At 64.4% G+C, this 20,549-nt stretch carries 12 protein-coding genes, 3 pseudogenes and 1 other annotated feature; of the genes and pseudogenes, 7 read left to right on the forward strand and 8 right to left on the reverse strand.

Features of this window, described 5'->3' with window-relative positions:
• The 4 genes and pseudogenes from FHS96_RS28705 to FHS96_RS28720 form a co-directional block, all read left to right on the forward strand.
• Positions 1 to 140: pseudogene (locus tag FHS96_RS28705) on the forward strand (transposase); the annotation flags it as partial.
• 53 nt (positions 141 to 193) lie between these two features.
• Positions 194 to 1,125: pseudogene (locus tag FHS96_RS28710) on the forward strand (IS3 family transposase); the annotation flags it as partial.
• Positions 475 to 591 (forward strand) — a sequence feature (AL1L pseudoknot). Its footprint overlaps the pseudogene before it by 117 nt.
• Positions 1,126 to 1,174: 49 nt before the next feature.
• Positions 1,175 to 2,551, forward strand: coding sequence for an IS30 family transposase (locus FHS96_RS28715; protein WP_429600185.1), 1,377 nt, complete (start codon positions 1,175 to 1,177; stop codon positions 2,549 to 2,551).
• A gap of 31 nt (positions 2,552 to 2,582) precedes the next feature.
• Positions 2,583 to 2,885 (forward strand): annotated as a pseudogene (locus FHS96_RS28720) (integrase core domain-containing protein); the annotation flags it as partial.
• Position 2,886: 1 nt separating this feature from the next.
• Here FHS96_RS28720 and FHS96_RS28725 read toward each other — a convergent pair.
• The 6 genes from FHS96_RS28725 to FHS96_RS28750 form a co-directional block, all read right to left on the reverse strand.
• Entirely contained in the window at positions 2,887 to 3,069 is a 183-nt protein-coding gene (locus FHS96_RS28725; RefSeq protein WP_429600094.1) for a hypothetical protein, read from the reverse strand.
• Between the two features lie 106 nt (positions 3,070 to 3,175).
• Positions 3,176 to 4,459, reverse strand: coding sequence for a diguanylate cyclase (locus FHS96_RS28730; protein WP_429600096.1), 1,284 nt, complete (start codon positions 4,457 to 4,459; stop codon positions 3,176 to 3,178).
• Positions 4,460 to 5,355: 896 nt separating this feature from the next.
• Complete coding sequence (locus tag FHS96_RS28735) at positions 5,356 to 8,619, reverse strand: error-prone DNA polymerase (protein ID WP_429600098.1); 3,264 nt, start codon at positions 8,617 to 8,619, stop codon at positions 5,356 to 5,358.
• Complete coding sequence (locus tag FHS96_RS28740) at positions 8,616 to 10,400, reverse strand: DUF6504 family protein (protein WP_429600099.1); 1,785 nt, start codon at positions 10,398 to 10,400, stop codon at positions 8,616 to 8,618. Before FHS96_RS28740 ends, FHS96_RS28735 begins: the two co-directional genes overlap by 4 nt.
• A complete protein-coding gene (locus tag FHS96_RS28745; protein WP_429600101.1) occupies positions 10,315 to 11,073 on the reverse strand; it encodes an ImuA family protein in 759 nt (252 codons plus the stop codon). The genes FHS96_RS28740 and FHS96_RS28745 overlap by 86 nt, the downstream gene beginning before the upstream one ends.
• A gap of 1,097 nt (positions 11,074 to 12,170) precedes the next feature.
• Positions 12,171 to 13,379: an ROK family transcriptional regulator gene (locus FHS96_RS28750; RefSeq protein WP_429600104.1), complete on the reverse strand. Its 1,209-nt coding sequence runs from the start codon at positions 13,377 to 13,379 to the stop codon at positions 12,171 to 12,173.
• Positions 13,380 to 13,394: 15 nt separating this feature from the next.
• Between FHS96_RS28750 and FHS96_RS28755 the strand changes: the two genes are divergently transcribed.
• From FHS96_RS28755 to FHS96_RS28765, 3 genes are read left to right on the forward strand one after another with little or no spacing between them, the layout of a single operon-like run.
• On the forward strand, positions 13,395 to 15,884 hold the full coding sequence (locus FHS96_RS28755; RefSeq protein ID WP_429600107.1) for a TonB-dependent receptor: 2,490 nt from the start codon (positions 13,395 to 13,397) through the stop codon (positions 15,882 to 15,884).
• A gap of 20 nt (positions 15,885 to 15,904) precedes the next feature.
• Positions 15,905 to 17,059, forward strand: a complete 1,155-nt coding sequence (locus tag FHS96_RS28760; protein WP_429600110.1) for a YdcF family protein — start codon at positions 15,905 to 15,907, stop codon at positions 17,057 to 17,059.
• Positions 17,060 to 17,074: 15 nt separating this feature from the next.
• The gene (locus FHS96_RS28765) at positions 17,075 to 18,064 is read left to right on the forward strand and encodes a phospholipase C/P1 nuclease family protein (protein ID WP_429600113.1); all 990 of its coding nucleotides are present in this window, start codon (positions 17,075 to 17,077) and stop codon (positions 18,062 to 18,064) included.
• Here FHS96_RS28765 and FHS96_RS28770 read toward each other — a convergent pair.
• Both FHS96_RS28770 and FHS96_RS28775 read right to left on the reverse strand, forming a co-directional pair.
• Positions 18,033 to 19,427 (reverse strand): MFS transporter, encoded by a 1,395-nt coding sequence (locus FHS96_RS28770; RefSeq protein ID WP_429600116.1) that lies wholly within the window; start codon positions 19,425 to 19,427, stop codon positions 18,033 to 18,035. The genes FHS96_RS28765 and FHS96_RS28770 overlap by 32 nt on opposite strands.
• Positions 19,428 to 19,756: 329 nt before the next feature.
• On the reverse strand, positions 19,757 to 20,293 hold the full coding sequence (locus tag FHS96_RS28775) for an SgcJ/EcaC family oxidoreductase (RefSeq protein WP_429600119.1): 537 nt from the start codon (positions 20,291 to 20,293) through the stop codon (positions 19,757 to 19,759).
• Positions 20,294 to 20,549: the final 256 nt, after the last annotated feature.

Below are 20,549 nucleotides of genomic sequence, written 5' to 3' on the forward strand. Positions count from 1 at the left end.
GCCGCAAGCGGCATATCGCAGTCGATACCGATGGCAGGTTGCTGATGGTCAACCTCACCACTGCCGACATCTCCGACAGCGCCGGTGCCCAGACCATCGTTGCAGCCATCCGCAAGCGCTGGCCCTGGCTCAAACACCTGTGAACCGCGCCGCGTTTGCCGGAGGCTCCAACTCCTGAGAAGGTGGAGCCTGTATGAGCAAGACAACGAACAAGTTTGCGCCGGAAGTTCGCGAGCGGGCGGTTCGGATGGTGGTCGATCACGAGCGCGATTACCCCTCCCGCTGGGCAGCGGTGGTTTCGATCGCGGAGAAGATCGGTTGCGTTCCGCAGACGCTGCATGAGTGGGTGAAGAAGGCTGAGGTCGACAGCGGCAAGCGTGCGGGCGTCCCGACCGAGGTAGCCGACAAAATGAAGGCGCTGGAGCGCGAGGTCCGCGAGTTGCGACAGGCCAACGAGATTCTGCGCAAGGCGTCGGCATATTTTGCCCAGGCGGAGCTCGACCGCCCATTCAAGCGATGATCGCGTTCATAGACGATCACCGCGATGCCTATGGGGTCGAGCCGATCTGCCGCGTCCTGCCGATCGCCCCATCCACCTATCACGAACGCATCGCGCAGCGACAGGATCCGGCTCGCCTGTCAGTGCGGGCGCGGCAGGATATGGTCTTCAAGCCCGAGATCGCGCGCGTGTTCGCCGAGAACTTCGCGGTCTACGGCGTCCGCAAGGTCTAGCGGCAGATGATGCGGGAGGGCTTTCCGGTCGCCCGCTGCACAGTTGCGCGGTTGATGCGTGAGATGGGCCTGGCAGGGGTGATCCGTGGCAAGCCGGTGCGCGCGACCATCAGCGACAAGGCGGCGCCGTGCCCGCTCGATCACGTCAATCGCAGATTCTACGCGCCAGCGCCGAACATGCTGTGGGTGTCGGACTTCACCTACGTCGCGACCTGGGCGGGGTTCGTCTACGTTGCCTTCGTCATCTATACCTACGCCAGGCGGATCGTCGGTTGGCGGGCCAGCAGGACGGCCCATGCCAGCTTTGTCCTCGATGCCCTGGAGCAGGCGCTTCATGACCGCCGGCCGGCCCATCGGGGCGGCCTCATCCATCATAGCGACCGTGGGTCGCAAGGCGGATTCAACCGGTCGTCGCAACACCAGGAAATTGGAGGTTGCGAACGTGGCAGGTCGAAGAGCATCAGAGCGGTGCACCCGAGAGAAGCTGCATTCACCCGGGCGTCCATCTGCGTGGTTGCGTGAGCATCATTGTCGCTTCTGGGAGTCCATCGCCCGCGGGCGTTCGAGCGAGGAGGCTGCTGCGGATGCTGGCATCTCGACACCGCTCGGGCCGCGCTGGTTTCGGAGTTCGGGAGGTATGCCGCCAACCCATCTGGCGCCTTCGGCGTTGGCGCCCAGCGGAAGATTTCTGACCTTTCGCGAGCGGGAAGAAATCGCCATCGAACTTGCCACAGGATCGGCAATCCGTGCGATCGCGCGCAAGCTGGGGCGCTCACCCAGCACGATCTCGCGCGAAGTACGGCGCAACGCTGCCACGCGTGGCGGCAATCTGGAGTACCGTGCCAGCGTCGCGCAGTGGCACGCTGAGCGCGCAGGCCGGCGTCCGCGTCCCACCAAGCTGGCCAGCAACTCTGCTCTATGCGCTTATGTCGAGGAGCGCCTTGCTGGCCGGGTCACGAATGCTGATGGTATCGGCTTTGCCGGCCCTGAGGTGGTATGGAAGAAGCGGCGCGCCGTGCTTCGACAGAGTCGGCGCTGGTCGATTGCATGGAGCCCGGAGCAGATCGCCCATCGGCTGCGGATCGATTACCCTGAGGATCCCGCCATGCGCATCAGCCACGAGGCTATTTATCAATCCCTGTACGTCCAGGGACGCGGTGCCCTGCGCCGGGAACTGACGGCTTGCCTGCGTTCCGGCCGAGCTCTTCGCGTCCCCCGCGAACGAACCCGCGGTCGTGGAAAATCCTTCGTGGGGGATGCCATCATGATCAGCGAGCGGCCTCCGGAAGTGGAAGATCGTGCTGTTCCCGGACACTGGGAAGGTGATCTCATCCTGGGCCTGCATAGCTCGGCGATCGGCACTCTCGTCGAACGCAGTTCGCGATTTACAATGCTGCTGCACCTACCCCGCGAGGAGGGGTATCAGCGCGGGCAAGGGGTCAAGAATGGGCAGCCGCTTGCCGGGCATGGAGCCGAAGCCGTCCGCAAGGCCATCGCCGAATGCATGCGGGAGCTGCCAGAGAAACTCCGTCAGTCGCTAACGTGGGACCAAGGTGCCGAGATGGCCCAGCACGCAACGCTCCGGGTCGATAGTGGACTGGAACTCTACTTCTGCGATCCGCAAAGCCCGTGGCAGCGTGGCTCAAATGAAAACACCAACGGCCTGCTCCGCCAGTACTTCCCGAAGGGCACCGATCTTAGCCGGCACTCGATAGAGGAACTCGAAGCAGTCGCGCACGCCATGAACACGCGACCGCGAAAAACGCTCGGATGGAAGACTCCCGCAGAAATCCTCGACCAGTTCCTCGCCCCGCAGTAGAAAGCTGGTGTTGCGACGACCGGTTGAATCCGCCCAATACGTGTCTATCAAGTACACGGAGCGCCTCGCCGAAGCAGGGATCGAGCCGTCGGTCGGCAGCGTCGGCGACAGCTACGATAACGCTTTGGCCAAAACCATCAACGGCCTCTACAAGGCCGAGGTGATCCACAGGTGTGGGCCGTGGCGCAGCTTCGAAGCCGTCGAATATGCCACGCTGGAATGGGTCGACTGGTTCAATCACCGCCGCCTGCTCGAACCCATCGGCAACATCCCGCCTGCCGAGGCCGAAGAACAATATCATGCTGCCGCGGACAACATCGATATGGCAGCGTGACTCACAACCCAATGCCTCCGGCAGACCCGGCGCGGTTCAGTTCGGGGCAATGCCGGTTCAACCACTTGGCCAGAACGTCCGGGTCGCTCGCAACTACGTCGCGGCGAAGAACCTTGCCTTCCGCATCGACCACGCAAATGTGCGTCGTCTTGTCACTCACGTCCAATCCTGCATAGATCGACATCGGTCACCCTCCTGCATTGAAGCGCCATGGCGACTTCGTACCATCCAGGAGGGTGGCTAGATCAATTACGCGGTGTCCCAAACGCGGCTGCTGCTTTCTGATCTCATTATTGCTGACTACCGGATGGAGCTTTCGACACGCGAGCCTTTCCCGCCTTTTTGCTGGCATAGGAGGCTTTATCGGCGGCCTCGAACGCCGCCTTGATAGAAGCTGCGTCGGTACATTCGGCCACACCGATGCTCATCGATACTGCGAAGCTCGTCGACACACCGTCCTGTGAGGTCCAGATGACCTCCGATCCCTTGAGCGTGCTAACGACACGCCGCATGACACCATAGGCCTCGTCGGCGGACGTGTCGGGCATGATCACGCCGAACTCGTCGCCACTGATCCGGTAAATTCTGTCGCGCGGCCGACATTTTTGGCGGATGATCGATGACACATGTTTCAAGGCTGCATCCCCGGCCGGATGGCCGTAGCTGTCGTTGACCTTTTTAAAATCATCGACGTCCATCCGGACGCACGCGGCTGGCACAGCTAGTTTGAAGTCATGCGCTCCGTAGGATTCGATATCATGCTCATAGGCGCCCTGATTGCGCAACGACGTCAGACGGTCCGTCTCTCCAAGCGAGCCCGGCGCCGGTTTGGACATGAGCTCTCGGACCGGCCCCTGCGCGCAAAAACATGGCGCTGTGTCGCAGTCTAGGCAATGGCCAGGATAGGATTTCCACAACAGCTCCGAAGTCAGGGTGCTGCCTGCCCGACTGCTTCGGATGGCTGAGGCCAATGCAAACCACCATCCGAAGAAGTCGGCGATCTCATTTTGAAAATTCTGGGGATATATATGTTGGAATCGAAGCGCTTCGGAGACTTCTGCAAGCTCTTCGACCATACGTAGATATATATAGCGAATTGGTTCCTGCTTGCCATCGGGGCCGGTCCAAGTATGGCCGTAAATCTCCGTGAACATCAGCTCTAGATCGTTGATACCTCGCGCCTGTCGCGGGGCATTCCGGTAAAATAAATTCTCCAGAGACCGCTCATCAAGTGTTGGTTTTTCCGCTGCCCAGCAGATACAGGGGCGCGCCGTGCAGTAGGGGCAAACGCCGGGGAATTTCCTGAGGATGATATCCTCGGAGTTCGTCTGGGCCGGGTTCACCGCGCTGATCAATGCGCACGCCCAACCAAAAATCTTCGGTATAAAGCGCGTCGCCGTTTCGAGATCATTCTTTTTGAAGAGGTGCTTACCAGCAATGCCACACACCTCTGCGAGGTGCTGATAGATGTCAGCTTTCGTCTTTGTATAGTTCTGCGTCGAGCCGTATATAAGATGCAGCATATCAACATATTCGTTGAGGCTTTGACCAGCCTCATAACGCCTGTTTGCCATCACACCCCCTGTTTACCGCATCACCCGATCTTGGCGACTGGAGTCCAGTCGAGGCCTCACGTTCTCTTCAGTATGCCGAGTTTAAGAAGATATTCTATAATGTCGTCCGTATGTCCAGTCGCCTCAAGGCGATCGATCGCCGCGATATCCTCCTTTGAAGGAGCCGGCGCGTCAACGGGAATGAAATACCGTGCCTCCGTGTTGCGCGTGTCCGCGATAATCGCCCCCTCAGCTTTGAAATATTCTCCAAGTCGCATCACGCTAATAATTTCTTTCTCAAATTCCGCAAAGCGGGCACGATATCCGTCAAATCACGCAAATCAATCTCCTGCAAAGATGCATTTCTCTGACGGTTTCACCGTCATCCCTCCTGCTCGCTCCGCCTGCATTCGGGCTACCGATGCCTGCCCTATTTTCATCTGAACATCTAGAGCGCTTCAACGTCGTCAAAACCGCGCCGCTTCTAACCGCCGGCATGATGTAGTCAGCTACGGCCGCTTCGGCGGAAAGCCGCCATAACTGCTTGCGTCACGGAATGACGGCTTCGTCCCACGATGCAACGTGCTGAGCTTCGCAAGCGAAGGATCGAAAAAGGCGGGAGACGATCATGGTGGGGCATTCTCTTCATACCGTCCTGCCCGCCGTAGCTGCCGAACTATGCCGTTGAACGCGGCCGTCACCCCTTGCGCCCGCCCGATGTCATTCTCCTGACCAGCAGCGTCCCAATACAACTCTAACGGCCAACGCTCGGGGCAGTGCTGGAGCAGGCAGCGCAGTGCGAGGCGAACGTCGACGCTGTCCACCCGCGCTTCGGAGCAACGCGAGACGCCGCATCGCAAGATATGGACCGAGAGCGCGATGATGACGCGCTGATGTCGCGGAAGCTTCGCCATCGGCTATCGGAAATCGTGCGATTTGAACCGCACGACCTGCTCGGGATCCATGCCGTCGGCATGCGGCGGCCAGTAGGAATCGCGGGGTTCCGGACGCAATGCCTTGTCGCGTGGATCCGGACCACCCCCGTGCCGCGCGCCGTCGCCGCGTCCGGTCTGCCGTGTAAATGACATCTCGCCGACCCGGTGCAGCAGGTCGCCATGGTCGATGATGCGATCGCAGATGACATGGATCACCTCTCCCTCCTTCTGCACCCGGCCGCGCATGCCGATCATCGAGGCTGACATGACGGTGCGCCGCTGCTTCTCGAAGCGATCCGGCCAGAGGATGCCGTTGGCGATGCCGGTCTCGTCCTCGATCGTGATGAACAGCACGCCCTTGGCCGAGCCGGGTTTCTGGCGGACGAGGATGATGCCGGCGACCTGCACATGCCGTCCGTCACGGACGCCGGCGAGATCCGCGCAGCGGGTGACCCCGCGGCGGGTCAGCTCGTCTCGAACGAAACTCAGCGGATGCGCGCGCAGCGAAAGCTGCAGCGTGCGATAGTCCTCGATCACCTCGCGTCCGTCGGTCAGCGGCCGCAATATGACATCCGGTTCAATGCCCTCCGCGCTGATCGTCGCCGCCTGTCGATCGGCAGCGGCAAAGAGTGGAAGGGGCGCCTCGCCAAGCCCGCGCACCTTCCACAATCCCTGCCGGCGATCGGCGCCGAAGGCGTGAAAGGCGTCCGCGTCTGCGAGCTTCTCGATCGCGGCGCGCGGAACCCCGGAGCGGCGCCAGACATCCTCGACGGAGTCGAACAGTGCCGTCGAACGCGCGCCGACGATCGCCGCGCCATCGGCGTTGGACAGTCCACGCACCTGGCGCAGTCCGAGGCGGACCGCGAGATAGCGGCCGCTTGTCGGTTCGAGCGTGCAGTCCCAGCGGCTGGCGTTGATGCAGGGCGGGCGCACCTCGACACCATGCTCGCGCGCGTCGCGGACGATCTGCGCAGGCGCGTAGAAGCCCATCGGCTGCGCATTCATCAGCGCCGCGCAGAACACGTCAGGATGATGATGCTTCATCCACGCCGATGCGTAGGCGATCTTGGCGAAGGAGGCGGCATGGCTTTCCGGGAAACCGTAGGAGCCGAAGCCCTCGAGCTGGCGGAATGTGCGTTCGGCAAACTCGCGTGGATAGCCACGCGCGACCATGCCCTCGACCAGCTTCTCGGAGAAATGGGAGACGCCCCCGGTGAACTTGAAGGTGGCCATCGCGCGCCGGAGCGCGTCCGCCTCCGCCGGCGTGAAGCCGGCACCGACGATCGCCACCTTCATCGCCTGCTCCTGGAAGAGCGGGACACCGAGCGTCTTCTCGAGCACCGCACGCAGCTCGGGACGGGGGTATTCCGGCTTCTCCAGCCCTTCGCGCCGGCGCAGATAGGGATGGACCATGTCGCCCTGGATCGGGCCGGGGCGCACGATCGCGACCTGGATGACGAGATCGTAGAAGCGCCGCGGCTTCATCCGCGGCAGCATCGACATCTGCGCACGGCTCTCAATCTGGAAGGTGCCCAGCGTATCGGCCTTCTGGATCATCCCGAACACCGCCGGATCGTCATCCTGCAGGTCGGCCAGGCCGATGCGCAGTCCCTTGGTTTCCTCGAGCAGGCTGAAGGCGCGGTTCATGCAGCCGAGCATGCCGAGCCCGAGCACGTCGACCTTCATGAACTTGAGCGCGTCGATATCGTCCTTGTCCCACTCGATGATCTGGCGGTCGACCATCGCCGCCGGCTCGATCGGTACGAGATCGTCGAGCCGGTCATGGGTCAGCACGAAGCCGCCGGGATGCTGGCTCATGTGCCGCGGCACGCCGATCAGCTTGCGGGCAAGTTCAAGGGTCAGGCGCAGCCGGCGATCGGCGAGATCGAGGTTGAGCTCGGCGACCTGCTTCTCGCCGACACCTTCGGCCGACCAGCCCCAGACCAGCCCCGCCAGCGAGCCGGTGAGATCCTCCGGTAGCCCGAGTGCCTTGCCGACATCCCGCACCGCACCGCGCGCGCGATAGCGGGTGACAACGGCCGTCAGCGCCGCGCGGTCACGGCCATAGGTGTCATAGATCCACTGGATGATTTCCTCGCGCCGCTCATGCTCGAAGTCGACATCGATGTCGGGCGGCTCCCGGCGCTCGCCCGAGACGAACCGCTCGAACAGAAGCTCATGCTTGATCGGATCGATCGAGGTGATGGCGAGCACGTAGCAGACGCAGCTGTTGGCGGCGGATCCACGGCCCTGGCAGAGGATTCCACGCCGACGCGCCTCCCGCACGATCGCATGGACGGTCAGGAAATAGGGTGCGTATCCAAGTTCGGCGATGAGCCGCAGTTCGTGATCGATCTGGCTGCGATACGCTGGCGGCACGTCGCCTGCGAACATCTGGTCGACCGCTTCGTTCGCCAGCTGCTCGAGCGCCTGCTGTGCAGTGAGGCCTTCGATCACCCGCTCGTGGGGATACTGATACGCCAGCTCCTTCAGGCCGAAGGTACAGGCCTCCGCGATGTCGACGCTGGCGCGCAGCGCGTCGGGATAGGCGCCGAACCGCCGGACCATTTCAGCCGGCGACTTGAGGGCGCGATCGGCATTGACCTCCCGCCTGTAGCCAAGTTCGTCGACGGTGCATTTCTCCCGCACCGCAGTCACCACATCCTGCAGCAACCGGACATCGGGCGCGTGATAGAGCACGTCACCGGTCACCACCGCGCGCACGCCGGCGGCCGCCGCCTGTCGTGCAAGCGCATCGCTGCGGACCGCATCATCCGGCCGCCGCCTCTGGAACAGCGCCATATGGCCCCGCTTGCCATAGACCGCCCGCAGGTCCGCCAGCGCCTGGGCGTTTGCCGCATCCGCCTCATCCGGCAGCAGGATCGCGATGACGCCTTCCGACCACGGCTCCAGATCATGCCAGTGCAACAGGCATCCACCTTTGCCGGCACGCGTCTTGCCCACGGTGAGCAGCCGCGTCACCCGCGACCATGCGGCGCGGTCCGTCGGGTAGAGGATCAGCCGTCGACCACAGGACAGATCGACGCGGGCGCCAGCAATCGAACGCACCCCAGTGATCTTCTGCGCTTCCCAGGCACGGACCACCCCGGCAACCGTGCCGATGTCGGCGACACCAAGCGCCGGATAGCCGAGCAGTGCCGCGGCCGAGAACAGTTCCTCCGGGCTCGAGGCGCCGCGCAGCAGCGAAAAATGGGTGAGCAACTGAAGCTCGACATAGGGGGTCACGCGAAGACTCCGTGCAGCCACCAGCTGAGATCGCCGGTCTGGTCGTCCACGCCATCGCCGCGACGAAACAGCCAGTAGCGGCCGCCCTCCTCGTCCTCGACACGATAATAGTCCCGTACCGCCCAGACCTCGCCCTCGCGGCGCCACCACTCTCCATGGATGCGCTCGGGCCCATCGCCGGCGACAACGCGGTGCTGGCGGCCGCGCCACTCGAAGCGGCGTGGCGGCTGGTCGGGCAGCAGGGCGATCACGCCCGACAGTGGCTCAGGTCGTTCGAAGAGCCGGGCGGGCCGACGCCACCCCGGCCAGTCTCCTGGCACCGCCACCGGGTCCGCGCGGGTCACGGCGCGCTCCGGTACATGGCTGGGCAGGGGGGCCATGCGGAACACGGCCGCACTGCCGATGCGACCGGCGACGACGTCGACAAGCCGGGCAGGGTCACGGGCGATCGTATCGCCCGCCAGCACGGCGCCGAGGTCGACGGCGTCGAGCGGCTCGGTATGCGGGGCTTCCAACCGGAATTGCTCGATGCCAAGCCCGGGATCGATCCGTTCGATCCTGAGCCTGAACAGCCGCAGCAGATGCGCGACATCGCGGGAGGGACGCGATGTGCCGATCGCAACCAGCTGTTCGCCGCCGTCGACGCGCAGGCAGGTGAGGCGGAGTGCCCTTGCGCCAAGGCCTCGCGCCTGCAGCACCGCGGCGAGGTCGTGCAGCAAATCCTCCATCACTTGCGCGAGGGCTTCAGCGGTGCCGATCGGCTCGAGCAGCCGTCTTTCGGCGCTCGGGATCGTCGGATCCGCGCGCGGCGTGATCGGCTCAGCTATGGCGCCGAGCGCCTGGTCGAGCCGGGTGAGGGCGGCGAGACCGAGCCGGCGCGCGAGGGGCGCGCGCGCCACCGGCAGCAGATCCGCCACCTTCTCGAACCCGAACCGCCGCGCAGCGCCGAGTGCGGCTGCATCCAGTCGCAGCGCCGTAAGTGGCAATGGCGAAAGCGCGGCTAGGGTGCCCCCGCGCGGTACGATGATAAGATCCTCACGTCCTGCATGGGACAGCGCGTGCGCAGCTCCCGGCGTGTCGGCAATGGCCAGTCGCGCCGTGTAGCCTGCCCTGCGGCAGAAAGCTGCCAGCCGACGGCAGAAACGCTCCTCGCCACCGTGGAGATGATCGCAGCCGGTCAGGTCGAGCCAGAGTCCGTCGGCGGTCGCCGCCGCGATCGGCGACCAGCGCCGCACCGCCTGCAGCGCGAGGCGATCGAGCAGCGTGGCGTCGGCGAGCGGATCATGGGGCCGGACATCGAGATCGGCGACCAGCGCACGCGCATGGGTTGCGGCCATGCCGACATGGATGCCAAGCGCCATCGCAGCGGCGCAGGCGGCGACCACCTCATCGCGCCGCCCGACTTTTCCGATGAGGGCAAGAGGCGCGTGCCCGGTGCTGGCCGTACCGCCCGCGGCATCATGCGGCATGTGTTGACCGGACCGCCTGAACGGGTGGCTGGCACCTTCCGATCGCCGGCCGAGCTCCCGCATCGGAGGCTGGGCATGCGTCGGCAGCGCCGCGATCTGTTCCTCGATATCGGCGCGGCTCTGAACGCCGTCGCGCGCCCAACGCGCACCGGGCCGCCAGCCACCGCCGCGGGGAACCGAGCATGCGCCAGGATCATCATCAACGGGAAGCTGAAGAGGCGTGCGCTCAGGCAGCCGCAAGGCGGCCCGTTCCTGCCGTCTCAGCCGCTCGATGGGCAGATACGGCAGGAACAGCGAGACGACCCGTCTCATCGCATCCCTCCACGAGCATGGAAAAGGGCTGGCCGTTGCGCTGCCGGACAAGCACCAGAGACCAGCGCGCCCGCCCAACGCCGGCAACCGCCAACCGCGCGGAGGGCGCGCTGCCAACGCGCCAGCGCGTCCAGGCCGCCGAAGGCTCTGTGAACGGGTCGATTGCCCTTCGGCGCTGCCGCCGCAACAGCAGCACCGGAAAATCGGCTTCAGCCGCGGCCAGCTGCAGGCGGCGCGTCGCCACCATCGACACCTTGCTGGCTTCCGCGACGACGGCTGACGGCGTGCCGTCGCGCACGGCATCCTCCACGACGGCAAGCAGTGCCGCATCGTCGCGCGGTTGTGCGTGAATGACGTCGGCCGCGCACAGTCCGGCCTGCGCCAACCCTGGCGCGTAGAGATCGTTGCGGCAGCTTACCCAGAGCACGGGCGCGCGGACGCTACGTGCCTCGCGCGCAGCGATGCCGGCAAGGAACAACGTCGCGGCGGCATCATCGGCGAGCGAAGCGGTGGAGGGCGCGACCTCGTGCAGCGCGCCAGCGCGCAGTCCGCCGCCCAGGCGGCTATCCAGTGTCTCCACGTGGAATGGCAGCGACCGGCAATCAGCTGTCGATGTCGCGATGACGCGCAGCTGCGCCAGGGCGGTAGGGGAGGGCTGAGGGACGGCGTTCATGCTGATCTAGACTCGGGATGTTCCTTATATGTTCCATCGTGAGTGCGCCGGGGTCAAGCCTGTGAATCGCGCCGGCATGGAGGCGCCTTTACCGGCGGGCGACGAACGGATTGAAAGCCCTCAGAAGAATCGTCCAGCACGCTGAGGTTGCTGCTTGGGCGCGCGACATAGAACGGGCGCGGATTTACGCTAAGCGGCAGCGGTTCGGAGATCGGCTAGCGGGAAGCCTCAGCTGAGCCAGTCGGTCGGCGCGGTGACCGCTGTTAGGCGCTGATTTCAGGACCCCGGCCGTCCGGAGGTGGCGCATAGCGGACGCCACGCATGATCATTGCGCCGCGGCAGATCACGCCTACTTGCGGACATCCGCGGCTTGGTCGCATACAGTGCCGATGGCACAAGTCCCTTCCAAGTCAGAGCGAATGGAACTTCGTCGTGTCACGGGCAGCAGAGCCTTACCTAAATCGACACCGGTCCCTTACCACCGGGGGCCAGCTTGTCTTTGGCCGCACGCCTTTTTCGAGTGTCAGAAGTCATGGAAGCTGCCGGACGAGGCGACGGGCAAGTGCCCGGAATGTAAGGGCGCACTCCACTGGATGGGGCGTGCGTTTAAGGTGCCGAAGAAGTCCGATCACGAACAGTGGGCTAAGGTTCGAGCTCTGTGGTTTGCCGGATTTCGCTTTGTGAGCCACACCCGCTGGCAAGAAGCGCAGGCGTTTCCGGAGCGACTGCGCGAGGTTGACGAGTTCGTCCGCCAAAATCCGCGACACCCGTTCCGCATAGCGGAACCGATCGGCAGCTAACCAACGTGTCGCGCCGGCTGTCGGTTGGGCGGGAAGCCCGCACCGCCTCAGTTAGCACTGTTTGGGCCATGATCGACGACTGCTTTCAGGCACGTGGGAAATGCGCGGCCATAGCGGATGCTGGCGCTAAGCGGACGTAAAGCGTGTGAATGAAACAGCTGCTGTTCGCGCCACACTATCGGCCATCGATTCGCGAAAGACATAAGGTCAGACGTGGCCCTTCGATGTCTCTGAGCCCGACGTCGATCCCTCTGTGGGGCAGCACGTACGCCAACGCATCGCGCGTAATATCGGCGCCTAGGCTGGCACCGATAATGCGTGGATCGGCAACAGTGCGGCACCCAACGTGATCGGCGATCCGCCTAGCGTGGATACTTGCAGGGGTGGCCGGCGATCGCCAACGGTAGTGACGAGATCCGCCCGGTCCAGACGTTCGGCGAGGCCATCGAGAATGGCGGGCGCCAGGGTACCGGCGAGCACGATGGCACCCGGATCGAGCCAGACGAAGGCGGTATTGCAAACGATCTGAAGTTGCTCGGCCGCGCGATCGAGCCATGTGGCGATGATGGGCCCCTGATCGGGTGCGTCCGGATCGATGTCCGTGACCGATGCGAGATCACACCCGTCCGCGCGGAGCATTGCCAGCAGATCGAGCGGACTGGGGCGCGGCAGGTCGCCGGGAAACAGGCAGCCGATCTCGCCCGCGACGCCGAACTGGCCGCGGACGAGCCGGCCATCCACGATCACGCCCGCACCGATACCGAAACCGAGCAGCAGCACGACGACTGTCGAGAAATCACGCACGAACCCACCGAGATAATATTCGGCGATGGCCGCCGCATTGGCGTCGTTCTCGATCCACAATGGCCAGTCGAATTCGTCGAGGAACTGCTGGCGGAGCGGGACATTGCGCCAGGCGGGCAGCACGTCGACCACATTCCAACGGTCGCCTGCGGCCGATAGGGACGGGCCGGGCACGGCGATGCCAATGCCCAGCATCCGCCAACCGAGAAGATCATGCGCTTCGACGATGCCATGCGTCACCTTGCGCACCTTGCGCGCGAAAGCCTTGGGGCTGATAGCGTCGATCGCCTCATGATGGGTGGCGATGGTCTTTCCGGTGAAATCGACGACCGCGATGTCCAGCAGCCCCTTGTGCGCCGTCGCTCCGATCGCATAGCCGCCACCGGCGGAGAGCCTGAGCGGCACCGCCGGCCTGCCGCGCCTATGCGCTTCGCCGTCCGGCATTTCCTCGACCAGATTCAGCGCGAGCAAGCCGCGAGACAATCGGGTGAGGGCGGTGGCGCTCATCTCGAGTTCGGCCGCAAGCGCAGACCGGGACATTGGCCCGGACCGGCGGAGCACTTGGAGGACCCGCCTCTCCTCCTTGTCGAAACTCAGCAATTGCACCTCGCGATCGGCTCGACGCATCCCCTGCGACAATTTATTTATTTTCACAATAATAATTAAAAACGTCATAAATGGCGGCCACTTGCGCCCGGCCATTCAAGGGGACGCTCCATGTTGAAAACCTATCTTGCCGCTGGCTCCGCCGTCGCGGCGTTGTGTGCAGCTACTGCCGCCACGCCTGTTCTGTCGCAGACCACGGACGCCGCGCCGGCGGCCGAAGCTGCCGGCGAGGGCGCTGACGACATCATCGTGACGGGCTCGACCCGCGCGCAGCGTCGCTTCGACGTGTCCTATGCGATCAACACCATCTCCGCCGAAGACGTCGAGAAAATCGCGCCGGTCAACTTTGCCGATCTGATCGGCCAGCTTCCGGGCTTCCAGACCGAGATCACCGGCGGCGAGGTCCAGAACATCTATCGTATCCGCGGCCTGCCCAACGATGGCGGCTTCGTCAGTTTCCAGCAGGACGGCCTGCCTTTGTTCCACGAGAATGACGGCGTCTTCTTCCGCGGCGACGCCATCCTGAAGCAGGACCTGATGACCGAACGCGTCGAAGTCGTCCGCGGCGGTCCCGCTCCGGTCTATGCAAGCTATTCGGGCGCGATCATCAACGCGATCACCGTCACCGGCAACGATACGCCGCGCGGCCGCGCGCAGCTTACGCTCGGCGATACCGGCCTTTATCGTCTCGATGCCTATCAGGCGGGGCCGATCGGCGAGAATACCTATTATGCGATCGGCGGCTTCCTGCGCCATCATGACGGCTATCGCGACAATGGCTTCGCCAATGACAAGGGCGGGCAGATCCGCGCCAACCTCAAGCATGATCTGGAGAACGGATCGATCAAGCTGAACGTCAACCTGGTGAACGACCACAACGTCTTCTATCTGCCGATCCCGATCGCCGACCCGCGCGATCCGAGCGTCTCGCTCGACCCCTATATCGACTATTTCAACGGCACGATGAATTCGCCCGCACTTCGCAACGTCAATCTGAAGTATCGCGATGGCGCCGGCGTGGTCCAGAGCCGCAACAGCGACCTGTCCGACGGCCGGCACATGCGGATGTTCAATGTCGGCGCGCAATATGAGGCCGAGTTCGACGGCTGGCTGGTATTCGCCAAGGCGGGCTACACCCAGGGCAAGCTTGATTTCACCGCCTTCTACTCGACGACCAATCCCGCCGATGGCAACGCTTTCGCGGCGGGCTATCTCGCGCGCGCAACGACGGCGTTCGGTGCCGTCAGCCGCTTCGGCTACACCTTGGCCGGCACCAATACGGCCTATGATCCCTATTCGGCGTCCGGCCTCGTCATGCAGGGTCAGTATCGCGACATTCACTCGAAATTCTATTCGGGCCAGGTCAACCTCTCGGTGGCGAAGAAGTTCGAAACCGGCTTCGGCAGCCACGACATCAAGCTGGGCGTCTATGGCAGCCTTTATGGCGAGGATAGCCGGACGCTCTACCAGAACTATCTGATCGAGGTGGCGGGCAAGCCGCGCACGCTGGATCTCGCCGCCTATAATGCGGCGGGCGCCGAGATCGGCCGCGTGACTGACAACGGCGTGCTGAACTATGCGGCGACGCTCAACCAGGGTGACAGCGACGCGAAGATGTTCGCGCTCTTCGCCAACGATACTTGGGAGATCGTGCCGGGCCTGCGCGTGGACGGTGGCATCCGCCATGAGCGCTACAGCTATGAAGGCTGGGCCGCGCTGACCGAGCAGGCCAATCTCGGCGATGCCGGCACCTTGGCGGACGACGCGACCCGCGCGTTCACGGGCGTGATCCTCAACCAGAAGGGCAAGCCCAACGTCACCAACTGGACGCTCGGCGCCAACTACGACTTCAACAGCCATATCGGCATCTACGGCCGCGCGTCGCATCTTGAAACGCCGCCCAACGTGCAGACCGTGATGAGCATCAACCCGACGATCATCACGACCGTCGCAGACCAGTTCGAGGCCGGCCTGAAGCTCGCCTGGGGCCGCTCCTATCTCTATGTCACCGGCTTCTATACCAATTTCGATCCGCTCAACGCGTCATTCCTTGCCTTCGACCCGACCACGGGCCGCAACGATGTGAACGTGCCCTTCATCGGCGAAGCCCAGGTGAAGGGCATCGAGTTCGACGGCGCGCTGCAGGTCACGCCGTGGTTCAAGCTCAACGGCGCGCTGACGGTGAGCGATCCCAAGTACAAGAATTTCGAAAGCGCGACCGGCGCCGATCCCCAGCAGGCCGAGGGCAACCAGATCGTCCGCCAGCCCAAGATCTACGGCAATATCCGGCCGAGCTTCGACTTCGAGACGGGCGACACCGACGTTTCGGTCTATGGTCGCTACACCTATATGGGCAAGCGCTACGTCGATCTCTACAACAACACCGCGCTGCCGGCCTATGGCACGATCGGCGCCGGCGTGACGGTGCGCCATGGCAGCTGGCAGGCGCAGGTCGTGGGTGACAATCTGTTCAACGCGCATGGCCTGACCGAAGGCAATACCCGGACCGACTCTCTGAGCGGGCAGGGCAGTGCCGAGGCGATCTACGGGCGACCGATCTTCGGCCGCAATTTCCGCCTCGTGCTCAGCAAGTCCTGGTGATGCGGCGACGGCAGGCCAGGATGACCGCACTCGTCATGGCAGCGGCGATAAGCTGCACGTCCGCCCCGGCTTCGGCCGGGGCGGCGCGCGATGCGGTGACCGAACGCCTTTCGCAACGCCTCTTCCCGCTGCTCGACGCGCTGGGTCGCAGCACCACGAAGCGGGACGCGGTGCTTCGCAGCCCCGGGCTTGCGGCCCTGCTCGGCGCCCGCGCCGACCGGACCGCCGCCTGCGGTCTGGACGTGAGCTGCACCGCCCGGGCGATGCTCTGGGCGGACGCCGAGATCGATGCGATCTCCGCCATCGCAGCCGGTCTGGAGGGTCTGCCCGCCTTCGATGACGGCGCGGCCGCGCAACTCCGTCGCGAGATCGACGGGGTCAATGTCATCGTGCGCACCTATGCGCTGAGCGAACTTCCCGCTTATGCGCAGATCGACGGGGCAGGGTCGATCGATCCGGCCGAGCGCCATGCGCGGCTGCAGGCCGCGGCCTGGCTGTCGCGCACGCCGCGCGACGGATCGGTGCAGGCGATCGATCCGAGCATCGACTATGCGCTCGCGTTGCTCGACGTCAGCGACCGAACGGATGCGATCGGGTTCGAGCCGCTGACCGGCGGCACCAACGCCCCGGCCGCGGCGCGCGCACGGCGGATCGACTGGAACCGCTTTCGCTATTCGGCTCTGATCGTGACCGGAGTCGGGCCGGAAGTGGAGGGCATGCCGCTCAGCCCGTTCGGCAAATATCATCTGCGGCTGGCCGCCAATCGCTTTGCCGCTGGCGACGCGCCGTTCATTATCGTCACCGGCGGCCGCGCCCATCCGCGCGCGACTCGCTTCACCGAGGCCGCGGAAATGCGCCGGGCACTGATCGATCGCTATGGCGTACCGGCCGACGCGATCCTGATCGAGCCCTATGCCCGCCATACGACGACCAATTTGCGCAACGCCACGCGCCTGCTGATGGCGATCGGCGCCCCGCTGGACCGGGATGCCTTGATCGTCTGCAATCCCGGCCAGAGCGCATCGATCGAAAACGGACAATTCGCCCAGCGCAACGATCGCGAACTCGGTTATCAGCCCGGCCATGTCGGCACCCGTCTGACGCCGACCGAATTGCCGTTTCGACCTTCAAGCCAGTCCGCGCGGGTCGATCCGCGCGATCCGCTCGACCCCTGACGACCGGAGAAGCCGATGCGTTTCCTCACCTTTGCCACCGCCGCTGCCGGCGCGCTCTTGCTCCAGCCGGCTTCAGCCTGGGCCTGGGGCCAGACCGCCCATGCAGTGATCGACCGCGCCGCGATAGCGTCGATTCCCGAGGACGGCCCGACCTTCCTGCGGGACTATGCCGACTATATCGCCGAGTCCGCCACCCTGCCGGATAGCTGGCGGGGCGATGCCGAGAATTTCTCGAAGATGGAGGAGGATCCCAATCACGGCTGGTTCCGCGAGCAATTTCGCTTCCTGAAGCCTATCCCGCGGTCGCGCTATGAATTCATCCTCGCGCTCTACAAGCATCATGAAGCGATCCGGGCGAGCGATCCCGCAACGGCTGCGCGCACCAATGTGCGGTGGACGGGGACGCTGCCCTATGCGGCGATGGAGGCATATGACCGGCTGGTCGTCTGCATGCGGCAGGTGCGCAAGGCCCGTGCCGAAGGCGGCAACGCCTCCGTGCCGGAACAGCATTGCGCCTTCCAGACGATCCGCCTCGGCCACTATATCGGAGATGGCGCCCAACCGATGCACGACTCGATCCATTCCGATGGGTGGCGCGGCGACAATCCGAAGGGCTTCACCCGCGACCGCACCATCCATGGCCGCTTCGAAAGCCGGTTCGTCGACGGCATGGCGCTGAGCGTTGCCGACATCATGCCGCGGATCGGGGCGCCCGGCCACCGGACCGGCGACATGTTCGACGCGGTCCTCGCCTTTCTCGATGAGGCCGGCGACAAGGTTGAAGCGGTCTACGCGCTCGAGAAGCGCAATGGCTTTGCCGATTTCGCCGACAAGCAGGTGCGTGCGATGATCCACGAGCGGACGGCAGCGGGAGCGGCGATGCTGCGCGACATGCTGTGCCGGGCATGGGCGGAAAGCGCGAGCCCGCCGGCCAAGGTCGTGCCGTCGCCGCTGGACTTCGCCAATCCGCGTTTCAACCCGGAAACCGGCTCCGCGCCGGACTGAACGATGCCGCCGGCGTTCGCGCCTGCCGCCACGTCAGCGCTGCAAGCAACCGGGCGTGGCGGGCATGGTCGAGATCGAAGCGTCGCATCATCAGGATGGTGGCGCAGGCGCCCGCGAACGGCAGGCCGAGCCCCAGCACGAGTATGCCGGTCTCGACGGCGGCGGACTGCGTGACGCCCGGGACATAGCCCAGGCTGCCAAGCGTCCAGCCGATCAGCGCCGTGCACGCCGCGCCGCTCGCCTTGACGACGACGAGGTAGAAGGCGAACAGGCCGGTCTCGAAGCGCCGCTTGTGCCGCCATTCGACGACGTCCACGGCATCGGCAAGAAGCCCCCAGGGCAGCATGAAAACGCTCGCGAACCCGGCGCCGATGATCAGGGCACAGCCGGTCAATGCCGCGGGAGACGCCAGGCAGACCGTGAACAGCAACAGGCCCAGCGCGGTGACGGCATGGCCCATGGCGAGCAGCGCGGTCTTGGCGAAGCGGTGCGTCAGTGCGGTCCAGCCAAGCACGCCGGTGAACTGGCCCGCCGTCAACGCGAGCAGCAAGGTCTGGACCAGATCGGGGCGGCCGACGACATAAGTGCCGACGTAGAGCAGCATTCGGCCAAACGCCGGCGCGGCAAAGCCGGTCAGCAAGGCAAGCAGGCCCATCGCCAGCACCATCGGGTCACGCAGCGGTATGCCGATTCCGTCGGTCCGCAAGGCTCCTATCGTAACCGCGCCCTTGCTCGTGCCGGATGTCATCGCGCTCAACACTAGGGTGAGCGCGCTCAACCCACCCGCCAGGAGCCCGGTGAGCGCCAGTCGATCGAACCCGTGCGCGGCCTGGGACTGCTGGACGAGCGGCGCCAGGATCATGGCGACCGCCAATGAACTTGCCGTGCTGAACAGCAGGCGGTAGCCCGAGACACGGCCGCGCGCCCGGCTGTTGCTGGTCATCTGCGCCATCAGCGCGTTGTGAGGCACATCGATCATGGCATAGGCGCCCCGGAACACGAGCAGCGCGAGAGCAAGCATCCACAGGTGGCGCAGCCCCAGCGCCGGCATCGCGTACATCAGCGCGAAGGCCAGCGCGCAGGGGACGGCGGCGGCGGCGACCATCCACCGATAGCCTTTGCCATGCGCGCGCAATCCGATCACGAGCCGCGCCGCCAGCAGATCGAATATCAGGTCACCGCCCAGCGCCACGAGCATCAGCGTTCCCGCCGCGGTCGCCGAGCGCCCCATCAGGTCGGTGAGCAGGTAGAGGACCGTAAGGTCCGCGCCCGAAAAGATCAGCGCCTTCCCGAAATTGCCAGATGCATAGGCCAGCATGCGCAGTTCGGAGCTTTTCTTCGCCAATGTGGGCGTTGCGCGCATGGCTTTTCCGTTCGAAGGATCATTGATGAACGCGGCGCATAGGGGGAAACGCAAGTGTCAGGAAACCCCCGGATCGCCGCTCCTCGCGGCGCGTGCGAACGCGACCTTTGTTGCCGGGCGAAGCTGCGGATAGCAGGACGGGGCTCCCGCGTCGCTCGCTTGCCCGTATTTCGGCTGGGCCGCGCCCGGCATCGCGGGTGTCAAATGCCCGTCGGATCGACGTCGCCATTAATTAAGCTGGGGCGCGCTGTTGCCGCATCCTACCCATTGGGCATTTCGTTCACCAGTTCGGAAACTGTCACTGCATGAGGCTTATCGACAAGCTGTGACTATCGCCTGGAATGCCCGTCATCCATCGGCGGAAGAGCTTCCGTGTTTTGGGATGCGGCCACGAACCACTTCCCGGCTTGACGCTGGACGACCCAGGTAAAGAGCCCGCGCCTTACCGTGCCGGCCGGGAGATGTCGGACCCGATCGCCGGTCGTCTGCCAAGACACATGCACCACCGCGATATCAGGCGCGAGCCAACGAACGACGGACACATTCTGATTGGTCCAGTGGCTATCTGAAAACATTGAGCTCGTCAGCATTGCAGAGTGCGCCGCCTGGAAAGCAGCGCGGCCACCTCGCCCGTGACCCGGTGTATCGGGCCCAAGAACCGAGACAAAGACGATCTCCGGGTCCATGATCGAGGCAAGCCCGGCCGCATCCCGCTTATTCCACGACATCTCCCAGGTTGAAGCCAGGCGCTTGATTGCCATCTCGTCGGTGGTGCGATCCGAGACCTGGGCCAAGGGCTGCGAATGGGCCGCTGACGTGGCGACGCTCACGGCGAAAACTAACCTAAGACCCGAGGGAACGAACATCCGAGAACTCCTCCGCACGCCTTTCGTCTGAAAAATGTAACATACGGGATGCACCACTGTCGCTAGATCAGTGCCAAGGCCGGATCTGCGCTTTGAAGGAGGTTCGCATTCGTCTTTTCTGTAGGATCTTTGGTCACAGGCCCGATCGCGGGGGCGCTCAGCATGATGGAAGCGATTACTGGACTGAATGCAGCCGATGCGGTGTAGAGTTGATCCGTGCTGCGGACGGGTGGCGACCAGCAAATTCAGCTGAACG

It is taken from the genome of Sphingomonas zeicaulis, assembly GCF_050433225.1.
Classification (GTDB): Bacteria; Pseudomonadota; Alphaproteobacteria; order Sphingomonadales; family Sphingomonadaceae; genus Sphingomonas_D; species Sphingomonas_D zeicaulis.